This is a genomic window from Streptomyces sp. NPDC050287, from assembly GCF_044459385.1.
In the GTDB taxonomy this organism is placed as follows: domain Bacteria; phylum Actinomycetota; class Actinomycetes; order Streptomycetales; family Streptomycetaceae; genus Streptomyces.
The window spans coordinates 1000631-1018652 of record NZ_JBITIY010000003.1 but is presented as its reverse complement, the minus strand read 5'-3'; the positions used below and the strand labels follow the sequence as shown (position 1 = coordinate 1018652).

Annotated in this window: 14 protein-coding genes and 2 pseudogenes; 5 read left to right on the top strand and 11 right to left on the bottom strand. The window is 69.2% G+C overall.

Features of this window, described 5'->3' with window-relative positions; translation table 11 throughout:
• Positions 1 to 138: 138 nt before the first annotated feature.
• The 3 genes and pseudogenes from ACIBK3_RS15020 to ACIBK3_RS15010 all read right to left on the bottom strand — a co-directional run bounded on the left by ACIBK3_RS15020 (position 139) and on the right by ACIBK3_RS15010 (position 3734).
• A pseudogene (locus ACIBK3_RS15020) lies at positions 139 to 1431 on the bottom strand (IS256 family transposase).
• A 54-nt stretch (positions 1432 to 1485) separates the two neighbouring features.
• The gene (locus ACIBK3_RS15015) at positions 1486 to 2487 is read right to left on the bottom strand and encodes an IS481 family transposase (protein ID WP_399365520.1); all 1002 of its coding nucleotides are present in this window, start codon (positions 2485 to 2487) and stop codon (positions 1486 to 1488) included.
• On the bottom strand, positions 2484 to 3734 hold the full coding sequence (locus ACIBK3_RS15010; RefSeq protein ID WP_399365518.1) for an MFS transporter: 1251 nt from the start codon (positions 3732 to 3734) through the stop codon (positions 2484 to 2486). Before ACIBK3_RS15010 ends, ACIBK3_RS15015 begins: the two co-directional genes overlap by 4 nt.
• A gap of 70 nt (positions 3735 to 3804) precedes the next feature.
• Here ACIBK3_RS15010 and ACIBK3_RS15005 point away from each other — a divergent pair, with 70 nt between their 5' ends.
• Positions 3805 to 4230: a MerR family transcriptional regulator gene (locus tag ACIBK3_RS15005; protein ID WP_399365516.1), complete on the top strand. Its 426-nt coding sequence runs from the start codon at positions 3805 to 3807 to the stop codon at positions 4228 to 4230.
• Between the two features lie 654 nt (positions 4231 to 4884).
• Positions 4885 to 5049, top strand: a complete 165-nt coding sequence (locus ACIBK3_RS15000) for a hypothetical protein (RefSeq protein ID WP_399365611.1) — start codon at positions 4885 to 4887, stop codon at positions 5047 to 5049.
• A 207-nt stretch (positions 5050 to 5256) separates the two neighbouring features.
• Here the strand turns inward: ACIBK3_RS15000 and ACIBK3_RS14995 are convergent.
• Positions 5257 to 5406, bottom strand: a pseudogene (locus tag ACIBK3_RS14995) (transposase); the annotation flags it as partial.
• Positions 5407 to 5450: 44 nt separating this feature from the next.
• Here ACIBK3_RS14995 and ACIBK3_RS14990 point away from each other — a divergent pair.
• Together ACIBK3_RS14990 and ACIBK3_RS14985 are read left to right on the top strand one after the other, a co-directional pair.
• Entirely contained in the window at positions 5451 to 5786 is a 336-nt protein-coding gene (locus tag ACIBK3_RS14990) for an ArsR/SmtB family transcription factor (RefSeq protein WP_399365514.1), read from the top strand.
• Positions 5777 to 6520 carry a cation transporter gene (locus ACIBK3_RS14985; protein ID WP_399365512.1) on the top strand — a complete coding sequence of 248 codons (744 nt, stop codon included), beginning with the start codon at positions 5777 to 5779 and terminating at the stop codon, positions 6518 to 6520. Before ACIBK3_RS14990 ends, ACIBK3_RS14985 begins: the two co-directional genes overlap by 10 nt.
• Before the next feature lie 825 nt (positions 6521 to 7345).
• Here the strand turns inward: ACIBK3_RS14985 and ACIBK3_RS14980 are convergent.
• The 5 genes from ACIBK3_RS14980 to ACIBK3_RS14960 all read right to left on the bottom strand — a co-directional run bounded on the left by ACIBK3_RS14980 (position 7346) and on the right by ACIBK3_RS14960 (position 13661).
• Positions 7346 to 7477: a hypothetical protein gene (locus tag ACIBK3_RS14980; protein ID WP_399365510.1), complete on the bottom strand. Its 132-nt coding sequence runs from the start codon at positions 7475 to 7477 to the stop codon at positions 7346 to 7348.
• Positions 7478 to 8345: 868 nt separating this feature from the next.
• Positions 8346 to 8852 (bottom strand): flavodoxin domain-containing protein, encoded by a 507-nt coding sequence (locus ACIBK3_RS14975; protein ID WP_399365508.1) that lies wholly within the window; start codon positions 8850 to 8852, stop codon positions 8346 to 8348.
• Positions 8853 to 8871: 19 nt separating this feature from the next.
• Entirely contained in the window at positions 8872 to 9603 is a 732-nt protein-coding gene (locus ACIBK3_RS14970) for a CBS domain-containing protein (RefSeq protein WP_399365506.1), read from the bottom strand.
• 13 nt (positions 9604 to 9616) lie between these two features.
• Positions 9617 to 12310 (bottom strand): GNAT family N-acetyltransferase, encoded by a 2694-nt coding sequence (locus ACIBK3_RS14965; protein WP_399365504.1) that lies wholly within the window; start codon positions 12308 to 12310, stop codon positions 9617 to 9619.
• A gap of 343 nt (positions 12311 to 12653) precedes the next feature.
• Positions 12654 to 13661, bottom strand: a complete 1008-nt coding sequence (locus ACIBK3_RS14960) for an Acg family FMN-binding oxidoreductase (RefSeq protein ID WP_399365502.1) — start codon at positions 13659 to 13661, stop codon at positions 12654 to 12656.
• A gap of 338 nt (positions 13662 to 13999) precedes the next feature.
• Here ACIBK3_RS14960 and ACIBK3_RS14955 point away from each other — a divergent pair, with 338 nt between their 5' ends.
• The gene (locus tag ACIBK3_RS14955) at positions 14000 to 14557 is read left to right on the top strand and encodes a hypothetical protein (protein ID WP_399365500.1); all 558 of its coding nucleotides are present in this window, start codon (positions 14000 to 14002) and stop codon (positions 14555 to 14557) included.
• A 340-nt stretch (positions 14558 to 14897) separates the two neighbouring features.
• On the opposite strand, the gene ACIBK3_RS14950 is transcribed toward ACIBK3_RS14955, so the two are convergent.
• Both ACIBK3_RS14950 and ACIBK3_RS14945 read right to left on the bottom strand, forming a co-directional pair.
• A complete protein-coding gene (locus tag ACIBK3_RS14950; RefSeq protein ID WP_399365498.1) occupies positions 14898 to 16616 on the bottom strand; it encodes a GAF domain-containing protein in 1719 nt (572 codons plus the stop codon).
• Between the two features lie 488 nt (positions 16617 to 17104).
• Positions 17105 to 17806 (bottom strand): response regulator, encoded by a 702-nt coding sequence (locus ACIBK3_RS14945; protein ID WP_399365496.1) that lies wholly within the window; start codon positions 17804 to 17806, stop codon positions 17105 to 17107.
• Positions 17807 to 18022 lie beyond the last annotated feature (216 nt).

Genomic DNA, 18022 nt, shown 5'->3' with positions numbered 1-18022 from the left:
TTCCTCAGCGCAGTAATCCAGACATCGGTTCCGCTCTGCCTGGCTCTCCGCTCACCTATGGCAAACCGGTGAACGTTGCCGGTCACAGCACTAGCCGCCTGGGTCTGTCAAACGAGCGGTGGAACTGGGTAGTTGGGGTTACTGACGGGCTGCGGAGAGGCGGCCGTCGAAGGTGATGTCGAAGGCGTTCAGTGCGGTCTTCCAGCGCATGGCCCAGCGGACCTGGCCTCGGCCGGTGGGATCGAGGGACATGATCGCCATGTAGACACATTTCAACGCGGCCTGCTCGTTGGGGAAGTGTCCGCGGGCCTTGACCGCCCGGCGGATCCGCGCGTTCACCGACTCGATCGCGTTCGTCGTGCAGACGATGCGGCGGATCTCGGTGTCGAACCGCAGGAACGGAGTGAACTCCTCCCAGGCGTTCTCCCACAGTTTCACGATCGCCGGATACTTACGGCCCCAGGCGTCGGCGAACTCGGCGAACCGGTCCAAAGCGGCCTCTTCGGTGGGAGCGGTTTAGACGGGCTTGAGGAGCTTGGCGATCTTGTCCCAGTCCTGGCGGGCGGCATAGCGGAACGAGTTCCGCAGCAGGTGCACCACGCAGGTCTGCACGATCGTCCGCGGCCAGACGGTCTCCACCGCCTCGGGCAGGCCCTTGAGCCCGTCGCAGACCAGCATGAGGACGTCGCTGACGCCGCGGTTCTTGATCTCGGTGAGGACGTGCAGCCAGTGTTTGGCGCCCTCGCCGCCGTCGCCGGCCCAGAGCCCCAGGATTTCGCGCCGGCCCTCAGTAGTGACGGCCAGGGCCACGTAGATGGGCCGGTTGGCGACCGCGCCGTCGCGGATCTTCACGTGGATGGCGTCGATGAAGATGACCGGATAGACGGCGTCGAGCGGGCGGCTCTGCCATTCGGCCATGCCCTCCAGGACCTTGTCGGTGATGGTGGAGATGGTCTGGCGGGAAACGTCGGCGCCATAGACCTCGGCCAGGTGGGCCTGGACCTCGCCGGTGGTCAAGCCCTTCGCGGCCAGCGAGATGACCATCTCGTCGACGCCGGTCAGGCGCTTCTGTCGCTTCTTGACGATCTTCGGTTCGAAGGAGCCGTCGCGGTCGCGGGGCACGGTTATCTCCACCGGGCCGACGTCGGTCAGCACGGTCTTGGAGCGTTTGCCGTTGCGGGAGTTGCCGCCGTTCTTGCCCGCCGGATCGTGCTTGTCATAGCCGAGGTGGTCGGTGATCTCGCCTTCCAGAGCGGACTCGAGCAGCCGCTTGGTCAGCTGCTGGAGCAGCCCGCCCTCGCCGGTCAGTTGCAGGCCCTCGGCCTGGGCACGGCCCACCAACTCGTCGATCAACTGGTCGTCCACGGCCTTCACCGACGCAGCCTTCGTGGGCTCGACGGTCTCGGACTCGGACACGTTCTCACTGGTCATCGATGCATCTTCCATGATCGGGAGTTACACCGAACGATTTACAGTCCCAGCCGCCTAGTTGTAGGAGGCCATGACGTTGCTGACGCCTTCGCGTAGCCGTGATGCTGGTGGCTGCCCGTTCGCTGTGCTGTGGGGGCGGTGGTAGTTGCAGTGGATGTTCCAGAACGCGAGGGCTTCCCGGCGTTGGTTTTCGGATGTCCAGGTGCGGGCGTAGAGGAACTCCTCGGAGATGATCCGGTTGTAGCGCTCTACTTTCCCGTTATGCCGGGGCGTGTATGGAGTGATCCGTTGATGCCGTGTCCCCAGGAGAGCCCGGGCGAACCCGTCGGCTCGGTAACAGGCACCGTTGTCTGTGACGATCCGCTCGATGTGGGTGATGCCGTGGGCGGCGAACCAGGCTCGTGCTCGGTGGATGAACGCGATCGCGGTGGCGGCTTTCTCGTCCGGGAGGGCTTCGGTGTAGGCGAGACGGGAGTAGCCGTCGATCGCGGAGTGGAGGTAGACGTAGCCGCCGCGCTTGGTCTTTCTCTTCGAGCGCTCGGCGTCTTCCGCCTTGGCGCTTCCGCGTCCGTGGACGCGCCAGCCACCGCCGTCGGGAACCTTGCCGACCTTCTTCACATCAACGTGCACCATGTGGCCAGGCCGCCGGGCGACGATCTTCTGTGGTTCACGGTTGGTGTCGCCGCTCGGGTCGATGAACTTGCGCCTGTTGAGTCCAAGGTCGGCCAGGTGGCGGCTGATCGTACGTCGGGAGACCTGGGTCCCATCTGCTGCGAGTTCGTAGGCGATGCGGGCCGCTGACCACTTGTCGGTACGCCGCATCTTTTCGATTCTCGCGACCATGTCGGGCGCGGTCGCAGTCGGTTGGCGATGTGGCGTCGAGCTTCTGTCGTGTAGCCCAAGCTCGCCGTGGTGGCGGTAGCGATTGACCCACTTCGATGCGGTCGCCCTGGAGATGCCCATCTCTGCGGCGACGTGCGCGATGGGCCGAGTGCGGCAACGTTCGACCAGACGCCGGCGTCCTTCAACACTCAGGGGTGCGTTGGCGTGCGTCATGGCGTGGCCTGAGTGTTGCGGAATGCGTGGTGTCGGGCCCCGGCGACGACGAGCAGGCTGACTGCCCCGAGGACGGCGGCTGACACGGCGACCACGGTGACGCCCGAGCTTTGCAGCAGGAGACCACCGATGATGCCACCAAGGGCCATCGCGGCGTTCCAGAGGGTGACGAGGACCGCTTGCGCGGTGTCAGCGGCAGCGCTGCTGCGCCGCATTCCGGCTTGTCCGGCTGCGGTTTGCAGCAACGTCGGTGCACCGCCCCACCCCAGGCCCCAAAGAACAGCGGCGACCCAGACGATCGCGTGTGTTGTGGTGACGGCAAGAGCTGCGGTGGCGAGAGTGAACAGCACCGCGCCGGTGACCATCAGAGCCCGTAGCCGGCGGTCGACATGGCGTCCGACGTACCAAATGCTCACCAGGCATGCGACACCGAAAGCAAGGAGAACCGCGTCGGTCGCTGACCCCAGCCCGGCGTGCTGTAGGTAGGGAGCGATGTAGGCATAGATGATCGTGTGCCCGAGAACGAACGTCGTGACCGTGACCATGATTGCCGCGACACCGGGCACCGCCAGGGTCTGCCGCAGGCGCGACTTCCCTGATTCTGGTGCGGGGTCCGAACGGTTGGCGTCAGCGTGTTCAACGGCGGGTTGCCCCACGCCGGGGACGGACACGCTGATCCAGCCGATGACGGCAAGAGAGACCAGGGAGACAGCGCCAAACGCCGCCCGCCATCCCACCTGTTCACCGATCAGCGTGCCGGCCGGAACCCCCAAGGACAACGCCACAGGGATCCCGGTCATCGCCACTGCGATGGCGCGGCCTTCCAAGCCGGCAGGTGCGATACGGCGGGCGTAGCCGGCGAGGATCGCCCACGCCAGGCCCGCGGCCACACCGGCGAGGAACCGGCCCGCAAGCAGGACGATGTATCCCGGTGCAGCCGCAGTCAGCGTGTTGGCCACCAGGAAGACGGCCATGGCGCCGAGCAGCAGTGGTTTCCGCGGAACAGACGCTGTCGCCGTGGCGAGCGGGATCGCGGTCAACGCCGTACCGGCCGCATAGACGGTGACGGTCTGACCGGTAGCACCCGAACTGGCGCCCAGTGAGGCCGACATCTCGGGCAGCACACCGGCAGGCAGAGTCTCCGTCAAGCTCGTGATGAAGACGGCAGTCCCCAGTGCCAACAGCGCCGACCATGGCAGGCCGACCTGTCGCGTACGAGACTGTGCGTCAGAAGACGTGGTGGTCATGGACCAAATCTTGAAACCTTCACATAGATGTGATGGTCAAGTCGAGGTGCGCCGAGTAGCTTCGGCGGGTGTGAGAATCGGTGAATTGTCGCGACTGACGGGTGCGTCCCGTCGGCTACTTCGCTACTACGAGGAGCAGGGGCTGATTGTCCCGGACCGGGGCGCGAACGGCTATCGGGAGTATGACGACCGCTACGTGGACCGGGTCAACCAAATCCGTGGCCTGCTGGATGCGGGGCTCCCCACTCGCATCATCAAGCAGATCCTTCCGTGCCTGGACAAACCTCGATCGATCCATTTTCCCGATGCAACACCGGAGATGCTGGCCTTGCTGGCCGCCGAGCGGGACCGGCTCACCGAACGGATCGACGTCCTCATCCGCAACCGTGACGCGATGAGCGAGTACCTGACTGAAGTCGGACAATGCCGAGCGCTGGCCCCTGACAGCTCTCACGGAACACCGAACTCCCCATCGGTGGTGTCACCAACGTCATGACCCGCAACAGTTATTGCGGGTCAGGACGTTGTGTACGCGAGTTGTCGGCGCATCAGCTTGTCTGCGAGCTGCGCTGCCTCCCACAGGTCCTCATGGGCCGTGTCAGACTCCGCGACCGGACCTGGCATTGACACCGCCGTCATCACGGTGGCCGAGGACACCGACCCCATGGCCGTCACGTGGCATGAACTGCGACGTCTTGCCCAAAACGGCCGGAGGGATGACACCGGTTGCCGAGGTCCCTCGGGTGGGTGCCGAAAACCCGGTGAACCTGCACACCGTTCACTGAAGGGTCGTACAGAACCTGAACGATCGTCACGTCGGTGTCGGCTCCAGAGGGCAGTGGGCGCGGATACTTCTTCTTGGGCTCCGTGGGCAACCGTCGCGGGTGCAGCACGACGGCAGGCCACGTGAAGGAATTGGCGTAGCCGGTCACCGCGACGTCACATCAATCAAGCCGGCTTGCACAGAGCGACCCGTTTGAGTCTGAGCTGCTGGCCGCAGCTTTGCCAGCGTGCTTTGATCCTTCGAGTGGCGAACGTCGTCGAGTAAATCCCAGTTTTCGGGGAATCAGGCGAACTCTGCCATTCAGGAAATGCTCACTCGAAGGGAACCGTCGTTATGAAGCTTGCCCCTCAGGTTGCAACCGCTGAGATGTCCGAGGCCGACCTGGACACTGTCTCCGGGGGCCTCGCGGCCGGCGGCTCCGGCGGGCTCTTCATGGAGACGCCGGTCGCAGACCTGTGCGCTGACGCCCTGGCTGTCGCCTCGCCCGAGGGCCTCGCGGCGGGCGCGGGCGTCCACACCACCGCTCTGTGACGACAGCTGCGCCACCCGTGGGGCCCGGATCACCTGATCCGGGCCCCATGCTGTGGGACGCCACTGCCGACGTCGCGCAGCCGACCGGAAAGTCGCGAGCAGAGCTGGTACTTGGTGGCCCGCATCGAGTTCGCAGCGGGCACCGCCGGGGCCCTTTGCGGACCGCTGCGGATCCGGCCCGCTGCGGCAGGTGCCCGGGCGGGATCCCTCCCGCCACTGCACGGGCCGGGCTGCCTGCTTCCCCGCGGCGACGGCCGGCTCCTTCACGCTCCTGGGCGCCTCGGGGTATGCAGGCTGGGGCGGGCGCCCGCGGCCGCTGTGGGGCGGGGCCTCGGAACGGATCACCGAAGCCACCATCGTTCACGTTTTCCTGAATTCAGGGTTTCCTGTACCGTCGTGAGGTGCTGTCTTTCGCCTCTGACATCGACGCCCTGACTCGATTCGGGCGCGCGCTCGCCGACCCGATCCGCTGCCGCATCCTGCTCGCCCTGCGCGAGGCACCGGCACACCCGGCCGACCTGGCCGACCGGCTGGAGATCTCCCGCACCCGCCTGTCGAATCACCTGGCCTGCCTGCGTGACTGCGGCATCGTGGTCACCGTCCCGGAGGGCCGGCGCACGCGCTATGAACTGGCCGATACCCGCCTCGGACACGCCCTGGACGACCTGCGCGGCGCCGTTCTCGCCGTCGAAGCCGACCGCACCTGTGTGGACGCCGCCGAGAAGGGATGCTGCTGATGAGCGCGCCCACCTCCGTATCCCCGGGCCCGGCCCCGGATCGCCGGGCCTCACTCACCCGACGCATTCGGCTCCTGGTCGCCGCCACCATCAGCTACAACGTGGTCGAGGCCATCGTCGCGATCACCGCAGGCACGGTCGCCTCCTCTACCGCCTTGATCGGCTTTGGCCTGGACTCGGTCATCGAGGTCTCCTCGGCTGCCGCCGTGGCCTGGCAGTTCTCCGCCGCCGACCACGCCGTACGCGAAGCCCGGGAGAAGACGGCGCTGCGAATCATCGCCATCTCCTTCTTCGCCCTCGCCGCGTACGTCACGGTCGACTCCGTACGCGCCCTCACCGGCACCGGTGAAGCCCAGCACTCCGCCCCCGGCATCGTGCTGGCCGCCCTCTCACTCGCGATCATGCCGTTCCTGTCCGCCGCCCAGCGCCGCGCCGGACGCGAACTGGGCTCCGCCTCGGCCGTCGCCGACTCCAAGCAGACCCTGCTGTGCACCTACCTCTCCGCCGTCCTGCTGGCCGGGCTGCTCTCCAACACCCTGTTCGGCTGGACCTGGGCCGACCCCATCGCCGCCATCGTGATCGCCGCCGTGGCGGTCAAGGAAGGACGGGAGGCATGGCGGGGTGACAACTGCTGCGCCGTGCCGCTCGGCACCATCACCGAAGCGGAGCAGGACAGTTGCGGCTGCGGCCCGGGGTGTTCCTGCTGTGAGTCTGGGGTGGAGCCGAGCGGGTGATGGCTGGCTGCGCTTGGTCCTCACTCGTCCTCCACCGGACGTGGCCGGTGCCGGCCTTCGGGGGCGCGCTGATTCAGCGCCACCACATCGGCGACATCGGCTTCCCCTGGCCTGCTTCAGGTCCGGCACCCGCCAGCAGGTCATGCCCGAACCAAGGGTGGGTTCCCTCGGCAGATGCGCTGGGTCGATATCGGCCGCCCGCCCAGCTCAGCATCCTCATCAAGGGCCCGAGATGCTGGAGTCCACCCGCCATGGGACGGATGACCCTCCAGGACGCGCACGTCGCCGAAGGGTTCGACGGATCTCGTCGGTGTTCGTCGGGAAGAACAGCATGCGGCTACGGTCCTTCAAGCAGCCGCATGCAACGCTGGTCCGCACCGTCCTGCCGCAAGGCCGCTACCGAGTGTGGCTCCTTGCCCAGCGAGGGCCGCCGCCGCGCGGTATGACCGCCCTGCGGCGCCCCTCCCGACAAGCCCCGCAGGCGCTGGCACCGTCACCGTGTCCAGCGACGGCCACCGCACCCGTCGGCGATCAGAATGGCCGCAACGACAGGCGAGAACTCCGGGTAACTGCTCCGCGGGAACAGCAAGGTTCTACGGCCACAATCCGATGGTCACGGACACGACCTACTATGGCGTTTAGGTTTTCGCAAGGCAGTCGTGGCGGAAGGGCGGTAGCGTGCGGGGTTTCGGTGAACTCGAGCAGGCGATCATGGATGTCGTCTGGGTCGCTGACGCACCGCTGACCGTGCGTGACGTGCTGGGGCGGCTGAATGAGCACCGGTTGCAGCCGCTGGCGTTGACGGGCTTCGTCCGGGACGCGGACTTACTGCCGCGCCGGTGTGGTCCCGGTGGCGGTCTCCGCGCCGGCCGCGGCACCGAATCGGACGAGGTCGGCCGCACGCTCCGCGAGCATGATGGTCGGGGCGTTGGTGTTTCCGCTGGTGACGACAGGCATGACCGAGGCGTCGACCACTGGTACTCGCGCTGCCCCGGGGCGGAGTTCCGGTCGCGTACGAAGTGGCCCGCCTGCTCGGCGTGCCGTTGGACGTGCTCGTGGTGCCCAACCTGGGCGTGCCGTGGCAGCCGGAGCTGGGTTTCGGCGAGGACGGCGTCCACGTAATCGGCCAGGACGTACTGCGCGAGTCGTGCCGTCGGGTGATGAGTCGGGGGGGCGGGCCTCGACCAGCGCGGCCGCCTCCGTGTCACTGGTCTGTGCGAAGTCGTGATACCAGGCCGCTCGGCACGCTGCTGGATCTGCTCACCGAGAACGAGGCACGCGACCGCCACGACGTCTTCGGCATCATCCTGCTGGCCCGACGCCTGCTTGCCGTCGCCCCCATGGCTGCGCCGCCAAACGGCCCTGCCCATGGGCTACGTCCGAGCCGGCACGGGCGCGGGCGCCGTACCGGAGACCGGCGCGGGAGACGACGTCCGGGGCGTCGTCTCCCGCGACGGCCGTCCGGACCTGGCCCGTCCCGCGGCACTTGCACACGTCGGTGCTCCGACGCTGCTGCTCGTCGGCGGACTCGACACACGGATGCTCGGCCTCAACCGGCTCGCGGCCGACTGGATGCCCTGCGTCCACCGAATCGCCGTGGTACGGGGCACCGGCCCACCTCCTCAACGAGGCCGGTGCCCTGGACACCGTCGCGGAGCTCGCCTGTGACTGGTTCGCCGCACACCTCACGCACCCGGACGCGGAGGCCCGGCCGATCAGGCCGGCATGAGCAATATCCCGATCCCCCATGGCGTCTCCACTCGGCCATGGGGGCTCGGTCATCGGGGCTCGTCCTCTCCCTGACTTCTACCGGCTCACTGCCTTCCTATCGGCTCTCCGCGCCGGCCAGTTCCTCGGCAACGCGTGCCGCCCACGTTTCGATCGCGGCGAAGTCACGGAAGTCCCCGCCCTTGCCGGATCGCAGGATCATCCGGGCGATGCGCCCTTTGCCCCCCTCTTCAAGGCAGCCTCCGAAGGTGACGTGCTCGGTGGTTTCCACTTTGTCCATGACGCGCCGCACTCCAGGCGTGGGCGGGACGTCCCGCTCCGAGGCCGAGGCGTCGAGCGGCCCACTGCTGAACAGCCAGACCGGGCGTCGGGCAAGGGACCGGCGGTGACGGCGGACGAAGCGGCGGGCGTCCCGGTGCCAGCGACCGGCGTACAGTCCGCCTCCGACCACCACGGCGTCGTAGGACGCCACGCTCGTCACGGACCGAGCGGGCAGGGCCTCGGCCGCGAACCCCCGCTGGTGCAGAACCTCGGCGACGGTGACGGCGATCTGTGCCGTCGACCCGTTCTTCGTGCCGTAGGCGACCAACACTTTCCTCAGCATGTCGGTCCCCTCCTCTCCTTCACAGACGGCGCAGCCAGTCGTCGGCCACGCCGTGCAGTGCCTGTTCGTCGGGCTGGAGTCGCGCGTCGTCCAGCCGGTAGGTGAGCTGGTCGACCACGTCGACCACACCGTCGATCCGCCGGGCCATGGACACGGCGATCTCGGTCTCGCTCCTGTGTTCCATGTCACCGTGCAGGGTGACGACACCTTCCGTCACCAGGACGTCGACGCTCCTCGGCGCCAGCAACAACCCGCGCACCAACACCTCCTCGATCACTTCCCTGCGGATCTCCGCGTCGGGGCGCAGGAAGACCTGGAGCAGGTCGCGGCGGGTGACGATGCCGACCAACCGCTCCTCCTCGTCGAGCACCGGCAGCCGTTCCACGTGCCGCCCGGCCATGACCCGTGCGGCCTCCACGATGGAGTCGTCCGCGTGCACGGTGACGGGCGGCTCGGACATCAGCTGTCCGGCCGTGCGGGCCTTCCCCTTCGCCGCCCGGCGCTTCGCGCCTGGAGTCAGCGCGGTGAACCGGAAACGCCGGTTCGGCTCGTACGGGTCCGGAGCCTGCGCCTGGTGCATCATCAGGTCGGTCTCGGAGATGACGCCGATGACATGTTCGTCCTCGTCGACGACGGGCAGTCCGCTGATCCGGTGGTCGGCGAGCAGCCGCGCGACCTCCTTGAACGGCGTTCCGTACTCGGTCCGGACGACATCGGTGGTCATCACGGAGCCGATCTTGTTGTGCTTCATGACCGTTCCTTCCTCAGCGCAGTCGGCGAAGACAGGGGTCCTGCGGCCGGCGCGGCAGCAGACGTATCCGTGCGTCGAGCACGGTGACCGAGCCGGGTGTCGCGAGGACCGGGTTGAAGTCGGCCTCCGCCAGCTGCGGCAAGTCCTGCGCCATGCGGGACAACCGCAGGAGCAGCTGCTCCAGACCCTTGAGGTCGACAGGCCCGCTGCCGTGCGCACCGAACAGGAGCGGGGCACACCGGGGGGCGGTGATGAGGTCGTGCACGTCGTGATCCGTCAGCGGCGCCAGGCAGGCCGCGTGGTCGGCGAGCACCTCCGTGGCCGTGCCGCCCAGCCCGAACAGGACCAGCGGCCCGAAGACCTCGTCCTGGACGACTCCGGCGAACAGTTCCGTGCCGCGCTCGGCCAGCGGCTGCACGACGACCCCGGTCATCACGCCGGCGAAGCGGGCTTCCAGATCCCTGAAGGCGGCACGCACCTGGGCCTCGCCCCGCAGGTCGAGGTGGACAGCGTGTTGTTCGCTCTTGTGCAGCAGTCCCGGCCAGTGAGCCTTCATGACAACGCGTCCGTCCGCTCCGCGCAGCCGCTCGGCGGCGAGGACGGCCTCGTCCTCTGTCTCGGCCCACGCCCAGCGCAGTTGGGGGATGCCGTAGCAGGTCAGCAGATCGGCGCAGGTGTCCGGCTCCAGCCAGCCGCCTTCCGGATGTGCGGCGAGGTAGCTCTCCACGACCTCAAGCGCGCGTGCCGGGTCGATTCCCTCCAGAGCCGGTACGGTGCCCGTCGGACGGCCGAGCCAGGCCGTACGACGCGCCGCGTGGGCCAACGCCCGTGCCGCCGCGCGGGGTTCCGCGTAGGAGGGGACCGTGCCGCCGTCCGTCGTGGGCAGCAGCCTGACCGGTACCTCCTGCTCCAGGCGTACGACGGCGACCGGTCGTGTCCGCCGCGCCGGTCCCCGAGTGACCGCCCGCACCAGGTCGTCGCCCGTTGCCGCGGCGACGGCGGTGGGAACGAGAGCCAGAACGACGGCGTCGACGCCAGGATGGCCCAGGATCCGGTCCACGCAGGCGCGCAGTGCGTCCTCCGTGACGACGGCGGTGGCATCCACGGGGTTGGCGAACGTCGCACCGGCGGGCAGCACGGCCTGCAGATCGTCGACCAGTTCGGAAGTGAGCTGCGGCAGCACGAGTCCCGCCTCCGCGCAGGCGTCGGCGGACAGGACTCCCGCACCACCGGCGTTGGTCACGATCACGACATGCGCACCCGACGGAAGCGGCTGGGAGTGGAGCAGGGCGGCGGTTTCGAGGAGCTCTCCCACGGAGTGGGTGGCGGTGATGCCCGCCTGGGTGAACAGAGCCTGCCGGGTCATGGTGCGCGAGGCCGCGGCCGCGGTGTGCGAGGCGGCAGCTCGCCGTCCCTCGTCCGTACGGCCGGCATCGACGGTCAGCACCGGCATGCGGCGGGTGACACGCCGGGCGGTACGGGAGAACGCCCGCGGATTGCCGAACGACTCCACGTGCACCAGGGCGAGGTCGGTACGCCCGTCACCCTCCCACCACTGAAGCAGGTCGTTGCCGCTGACGTCGTACTTGTCACCGAGGGAGACAAAGGACGATACGCCGATGCCGAGCCGGGACAGCCCGTCCAGCAACGCGACACCCACACCTCCGGACTGCACCGCCACGCCGGCCGTACCGGGTAGCGGATGGTCGGCGGCGAAGGTCGCGTCGAGGGCCAGTTCCGGTTCGGTGTTGGAGATGCCGAGGCAGTTCGGTCCGACCAGGCGCACGCCGTACGTGCGGCACGCGGTCAGCAGCGCCCGCGCCTGAGCACTGTCCAGGTCGGCGGAGACGACGACGAGGGCCCGTACTCCTGCCTTGCCGCACTCCTCCGCGACATCCGGTACCGCTGCGGCGGGCGCGGCGATCACCACGAGATCGGGGGTCATGGGTAGGGCGCTGACGGAGGCGTACGCGTGGACGCCCAGGATGACGGACGCGTTCGGGTTCACCGCGAACAGGCGTCCCGTGTAGCCGCCCGTGTGGAGGTGGTGCAGCAGAGCCCGCCCCACCGAACCGGGCCTGCGTCCGGCCCCGACGACGGCGACCGACTTCGGCCGCAGCAGCGGCTCCAGGCTGGCCACGTCGGCCGCCCGGCCGCGGGCCTCCACGGCCGTGAGGTAGGTGTCGTCCTCGTCGAGGGCGATGACGCAGCGCACCTCGGGCCCCTGGAAGCGCCGCGTGGCGCGCAGACCGAGGTCGGCGAAGAGCTGGAGGACTTCGCGGTTCTCGCTCAGTGCGTCAGCCGCGAAGGTGATGATGCCGTCCCCCCTGGCCGCCGACACCAGATGTTCGACGAGAAGGGTGCCCACGCCCCGGTGGTGCAGCCCGTCGGCGACGGCGATGGAGATCTCTGCGGTGCCCTCCTCCTCCCCCACCTCGTACTCGGCGAGCCCGATCACCTGCCCCATCGATTCGGCCAGCAGGGCCCGGTATCCGGTCCGCGGCGGGGCGCAGGCCCGGTCGGCGGCCATGGTGCCGGAACGGCGGCTCATTCCGAAGAACCGCAGGCGCAGGTTCTCCGGGGACATCTCCTGATAGAGCCCCTCCAGCTGATCGTGGTCGCCGGGCGCCGCTGGACGGATGCACACGGTGGTGCCGTCCGTGAGCAGGGCGTGGACCGGGGAGCGGTTGAGCGTGTCGTCCGACATCACAGATCTCCTTTGAACCTCTCGACACCTTGAGCATCCAGCTGTCCGCGGCACGGACCCATGGGCTGTCCGGGGCCTATGCGGGGCCGGACGGCCCCAAGCGGCACGATCGTCATCCGTCACCGACGCGTGGCGCACGGTCGAGGGGGGCGTCGACGTCCGGCTCGACAATCACGCGTCGGTGACCTCTCCGCTGCCGGCCGGCAACCGGAGGTCGTGCTATGACGGCGAAGGTAGGGATCCTGCTGCGCGGCGCTGGAACCGTTGCCGAGTTCCGCATCAGGTGAACGTGCCCGGGAGACTCTCGGCAGGGTGGCCGGACCGCCACCGTCGTCTGACCGGCTCAGGGCCGGCGGCTCGGCGGCTCCGGGTCGAGGACCGTCGGCGCGGCGCGCCGCGGGGTGGCGGGGCCTTCCGGACCGTAGCCGAGACGGATCAGCATCTGCGCGTGCCCGGTGTGCTCCGGGGCGTGGCTCAGTTCCCGGCGCAGGTCGGGCCATTCCATCGGCTGGTGCAGCAGGGACGTGCGCAGGCTGTGCGCCGTGGCCAGCAGCAGCACGTGTTCGAGCGCCTGCCCGGCGCGGAGCCAGTCGGCGCGACGGTCGTGCATGGTCGTCAGCAGGGCGATGACCGGGCCGGTCTCGAAGTCCTGTGCGGGCAGTCGCTCGGGATGGCGCTGCGCGGTGAAGTCACGCATGGGGATACGCTCACGCGCGTCCTGCGGACCGAGCGCGCCCTGCGGGAGACCACTGTCGGCGGAGTCGTCCGGGTCGAGGTGCACCCAGCGGCGGCTCTCCGTACCCCGGGCGGAATCCGCGTGGTTGCGGTGCTCGGCCTCCGCGGTCACCCGGAGCAGGCGTGCCGTCTCGGCCGCGTCGGGGAAGACGAGCGAGGCGCCCTCCGTGTGGGCGGCTTCGGCGAGTTCTGCATGTGTGTGCGATTGCAGCGGCCGACCGGAAAAGGGAAAACGGCTGCTGTGCCTGCGCCAGATCGCCGGGTAGAGGTCCGCACGGTGCCCCGTGGGATGTGAGCTGTGCGATTCCGTGAGCCGTACGGTGGCGAGCAAGCCCGTGTCCTGGGGACGCGGCAGCAGGCGAACGACGGGGGACCAGCCTGAATGGGCCACCGCGACGCGGAGGTTGAAGACGGACGCGCCCACCGACAGGTGCAGGGCGCGCGCCACGGGATCTACGTGGCGCAGGCCCCGTTCCGGGACGGCACGAACCTCGAAGGTGAGGGTGTCAGGATCCAGCCTGAAGCGCCACGGCTGGGTGTTGAAGATCGAGGGCGCGGCCACGGCGGCCGAGATGCAGGCTTCCAAGGTCGCGGCGTCGAGCGGCGCAGTGGGCATGGTGGCCTCCTCCCTTACGGACATCGGTCAGGTACCGGTGTCCTTCGAGGGTGGCGGCGCGGCGTGCGCGGGCAGAGGGGCCGTTGGTCCCTGGCCGGCGACCGGACAGGATACGGTCGGCCGCCGCGGTGCGAGGGCGGGGTGCGCAGCGCCGACCGGGGCACCGCGGCCTTCCGACCGCCCTGCCGCCACCGGACCGAAGGGCCCCTCTCGGGCACGGACTTGGGTCCCGGTCGGCCCCGCGATGCCCTCTGTTCGACCCATGCGGCTGACTGCTTCCACCTGTCACCTTCCTGACAGTGACTACGAGGAGGAGGTGCGGTCCGATGCGTGGCGGCATGCATACGAAGAAGCGGCTGTGGCGGTGGCGGAGCAACCCGCTACGTCGACGCGACGACGTGCTCGAGGCGTGGCTCGTCCTGGCCGTATGGGCGCTCATCGCGGTAGGCGGAACGCTCGCCGGGGCGGTGACGGCCCGGGCCGCCGACGATGTCTTCGCGCAGGAGCGCGCCGAGCGCACCCACGTGCGAGCCGTACTCCTCGTGGACACCCCGCACGCCGCATCGAACAGCTACCGGGTCGTGGCGAAGGTCCGCTGGACCGCCCTGGACGGTGTCGTCCACACCGAGAAGACACCTGTGGGCGCCGGGAAGAAGGCCGGGACCGAGATCGAGGTCTGGACGGACGCCCAGGACGAGTTGACCACCGCTCCGCCCAGCCGGGACGCGGCGGCCGTCGAGGCAGGCCTTCTGGGGGCCGCGGCCGCCCTCACCGCGTCGGGCGTCGCGTTCGGCGTCGGCGGGCTCGCGCGCTGGCGGCTGGACCGGCGGCGCGTCGATCAGTGGGACAGGGAGTGGGATCTGATCGGCCCGCAGTGGGGACACAAGACCGGCTGATCATGCCCGTAGAATCATGGGTCGTCAGCCGTGTGTCCGCGCGGCTTCTACTGCGTGGACACGTCCTCCGTCCAAGTGCACGGCCCGTGGGCCTCGTCCGAGGAGACACCAGCCACCGGCGAACCGGGCATCGCCCCCATCGACACCGGCCGTTCTGTCGCCGGCGCGGCGATAGCACTGGCAACCGGCGCCCACCACCCTGCCGCCGTCCGGCCCTGCAGATCGCAGCCCATCAGCCCGTCCAGCGGGAAGTCGAACTCCGATGTCCTGCTGACCTGCCGGCCTGTCTCGAAAACCGGCTCTGCTGCCGGTAGTTCCGGTCACCCTCCATAGGGGCGTGTCACGGCTCGTCCGTCACCGGCACCCGCCACACCAGAACGGTTCCGCCGCCGGCCGGGCTGTCGAACTCCAGCTCCCCGCCCAGTTGCTGGGCCCGTTCGGCCAGGTTGCGCAGTCCGCTACGGCGGCCCTCGGGTGGTATCCCCACGCCGTTGTCGGAGACCGTCAGTCGCACTTCGCGACCGTCGGTCTCCAGCGCCACGTCGGCACGGTCGGCACGGGCGTGCCGGGCGATGTTGGTCAGCGCCTCCGACAGGACCGCCTCCACCTGGTCCGCGATCGGGCTGGGGATCTCGGTGTCCACCAGGCCTTCCATCCGCACGCTGGGGGCGAAGCCCAGCACCGGGGCGGCTTCGCCCGCCACGCGCACCACGCGGGCGCGCAGTCCGGATCCGGCGCCCCCGTCGCGCGAACGCAGCCCGAAGATGGTCGACCTGATGATCTTGATGGTCTCGTCGAGGTCGTCGACCGCCCGGGCCACGCGGTCGGCGGCCTGCGGATGCTCGATGAAACGGCCCGCGCTCTGCAGCGTCATCCCGGTCGCGAACAGCCGCTGGATCGCCAGATCGTGCAGGTCCCGGGCGATCCGGTCGCGGTCCTGGAGCATGGCGATGTGCTCCGCGTCGCGCCGGCGCTCCGCCAGCTCCATCGCGATCGCGGCCTGGGAGGCGAAGGCCTGCAGCGGCTCGGTCTCCTTCTGCGTGAACACCGGCCGGCCCGCCTCGCGCACCAGCAGGACGACACCGCGCACGCTGGCGGCCGTTCCGATGGGAACGGCCACGGCCGCTCCGAGACCGTTGAAGCGCGGGGCGGTGTCGGACACCCGCTCGTCCTGATTGACGTCCGCGCTCGTGACCGGAGAAGCGGTGGAGAAGGCCCGCCCGATCAGGCTGCCTCCCACGGGAAGCACCAGGCCGCGGTGCTCCTCCGCGCCCTGCCCCATGGCCAGTTCCACTGTGAGCGAGTCGGTGTCCTCCATGGGCATCGCGACCACGGCCAGGGCGGCATCGGTGATCTCCCTGGCCCGCTCGGCGATCAGTCCGAGCGCCTCCGCGCGCTCACTGCCGGACATCAGGCTGTGGGTGATCTCCGCGTTCGCCTGCAACCAGCGCTCGCGCAGCCGGGACTCCTCGTACAGACGGGCGTTGTCGATGGCGACGCCGGCGGCCACTGCCAGCGTGGACAGGACCGACTCGTCCTCCTCGTCGAAATCCGTTCCCCCCTGCTTCTCCGTCAGGTACAGATTGCCGAAGACCTGGTCCCGCACCCGGATCGGGACGCCGAGGAAGGTGTTCATCGGCGGGTGGTCGGCTGGGAAGCCGTACGAGGCGGCGTGCTCGGAGAGCTTCGTCAACCGCAGCGGCTCGGGATTGCGGATCAGCTCTCCGAGGATGCCGTGGCCCTCCGGATAATTGCCGATCTGCGCGATCTGCTCCTCGGTGACCCCCACGGTGAGGAAGGCGGACAGCCGCTTGCCGTCCGGGCCGATCACGCCGAGGGCGGCGTACTGCGCGTCGACCAGCACGGCCGCCGCCTGCACGATGCTGTACAGCGCCTGTTCGAGGTCCAGCTCCCGGCCGACCGAGAGCACGGCCTCCAGCAGGCTGTGCACCCGGTCCCGGGTGCCGCGGGCCGCGTCGATGCGTGCCTGCAGCTCTTCCAGCAGGTCGTCCAGCTTCAGCTGCGGCAGCCGTACACGGGCCCCCTCAGGACTTCCCACCAGTACTCCTCACCCTGTCGGCCTCCGACGGCCGACCGTTTCAGTCACATGCCACCGTAATGGTGCGAGAGAAGTGAGGGTAAGGAATCGGCCCTGGTCATCCTCAGAAAGTCCGGCTTCCCGGTCAGCCTGGTCACCACGTCCTCGGTGAGGCCGGGCGGGCGGTCGGTCGGTGGAGCCCCACTCGTTTTGTACAACCGAAGACCTTCGGCGGCTCCCATCGGATGCCCTTCAGCGGCCGTTCGGCTGCCTCCCGAAAGCGGCGTCGACCTCGTCGACGGAGACGGGCCGGCTGAGCTCCGGGGTCCGGTGGATCGACGGTGTTGCTTGACGCTGTTGACACCCGCGCCCCCGCTCATGTCCGTCGCCCTGCCGATCGACTGTCCGGCGTGTACCGCACGGCTCGCGAACACCGGGACGGAAGGGGCCTGGGGCGGGCCCGGGCGCGTTCTGCCCTGGTTCCCGCACCGCGGTCGTCGAGGCGGGCTTCAGCGTCCTGCGTTCTTCAGCCGGTCCTGTGCCTGGGTGGCGATCACCGCGGCCTGGATGCGGCGCTCCACCCCGAGCTTGGCGAGCAGTCGGGAGATGTGGTTCTTGACGGTCTTCTCGGCGAGGTAGAGCCGCTCGCCGATCTGGCGGTTCGTCAGGCCCTCGCCGATCAGGGCGAGGATCTCCCGCTCACGCTCGGTCAGACCCGGCAGCGCCTCCGGCTCCGGTTCCCAGGTCTGCTCACCGCGCAGCCGGGCCATCACCTTGGCCGTGGCACTCGGGTCCAGCAGGGACTGGCCCGCGGCCACCGTACGGACCGCCGAGACCAGGTCGGAGCCCTGGATCTGCTTCAGTACGTACCCGGACGCCCCGGCCATGATCGAGTCCAGCAGGGCCTCCTCGTCGTCGAAGGACGTCAGCATCAGACAGGCCAGCTCCGGCATGCGCGACCGCAGCTCCCGGCACACGCTCACCCCGTCGCCGTCGGGCAGCCGGACGTCGAGCACCGCCACCTGGGGGCGCAGCGCGGGGACCCGTACGAGTGCCTGCTCCACCGTGCCGGCCTCGCCGACCACGGTGATGTCCGGCTCGTCGTTCAGCAGGTCGTGGACGCCTCGGCGTACCACCTCGTGATCGTCCAGCAGGAAGACCCGGATCGGTCCGCCGGTACCGGGCGTACCGGGCCGCTCGCTGTCCGCCATCAGGTGCTCCTTGTCATGCGTGGTACGTCGTGGCCACCTTCCGGACGAGATCGCGGCCCACCGGAGATCTTTCTCGTCTCCGGGCCGGACGGCCAGGGCCGGTCGGCCCTGTTTCGCCCCCGCTCGGTCCCCGCACCGGTGCCCGCTCATTCCACGAACGAAAACCGGCACCGCCACCGAGGGCCGACCGGCCCACCGCACGGGACCACCGGCACC

Coding starts and splice junctions, on each gene's coding strand:
- ACIBK3_RS15015 (WP_399365520.1), bottom strand. CDS start 2,487: ATGACGCACGCCAACGCACCCCTGAGTGTTGAAGGACGCCGGCGTCTG.
- ACIBK3_RS15010 (WP_399365518.1), bottom strand. CDS start 3,734: ATGACCACCACGTCTTCTGACGCACAGTCTCGTACGCGACAGGTCGGC.
- ACIBK3_RS15000 (WP_399365611.1), top strand. CDS start 4,885: ATGTCCGAGGCCGACCTGGACACTGTCTCCGGGGGCCTCGCGGCCGGC.
- ACIBK3_RS14985 (WP_399365512.1), top strand. CDS start 5,777: ATGCTGCTGATGAGCGCGCCCACCTCCGTATCCCCGGGCCCGGCCCCG.
- ACIBK3_RS14980 (WP_399365510.1), bottom strand. CDS start 7,477: ATGCCTGTCGTCACCAGCGGAAACACCAACGCCCCGACCATCATGCTC.
- ACIBK3_RS14975 (WP_399365508.1), bottom strand. CDS start 8,852: ATGCTGAGGAAAGTGTTGGTCGCCTACGGCACGAAGAACGGGTCGACG.
- ACIBK3_RS14970 (WP_399365506.1), bottom strand. CDS start 9,603: ATGAAGCACAACAAGATCGGCTCCGTGATGACCACCGATGTCGTCCGG.
- ACIBK3_RS14965 (WP_399365504.1), bottom strand. CDS start 12,310: ATGTCGGACGACACGCTCAACCGCTCCCCGGTCCACGCCCTGCTCACG.
- ACIBK3_RS14960 (WP_399365502.1), bottom strand. CDS start 13,661: ATGCCCACTGCGCCGCTCGACGCCGCGACCTTGGAAGCCTGCATCTCG.
- ACIBK3_RS14955 (WP_399365500.1), top strand. CDS start 14,000: ATGCATACGAAGAAGCGGCTGTGGCGGTGGCGGAGCAACCCGCTACGT.
- ACIBK3_RS14945 (WP_399365496.1), bottom strand. CDS start 17,806: ATGGCGGACAGCGAGCGGCCCGGTACGCCCGGTACCGGCGGACCGATC.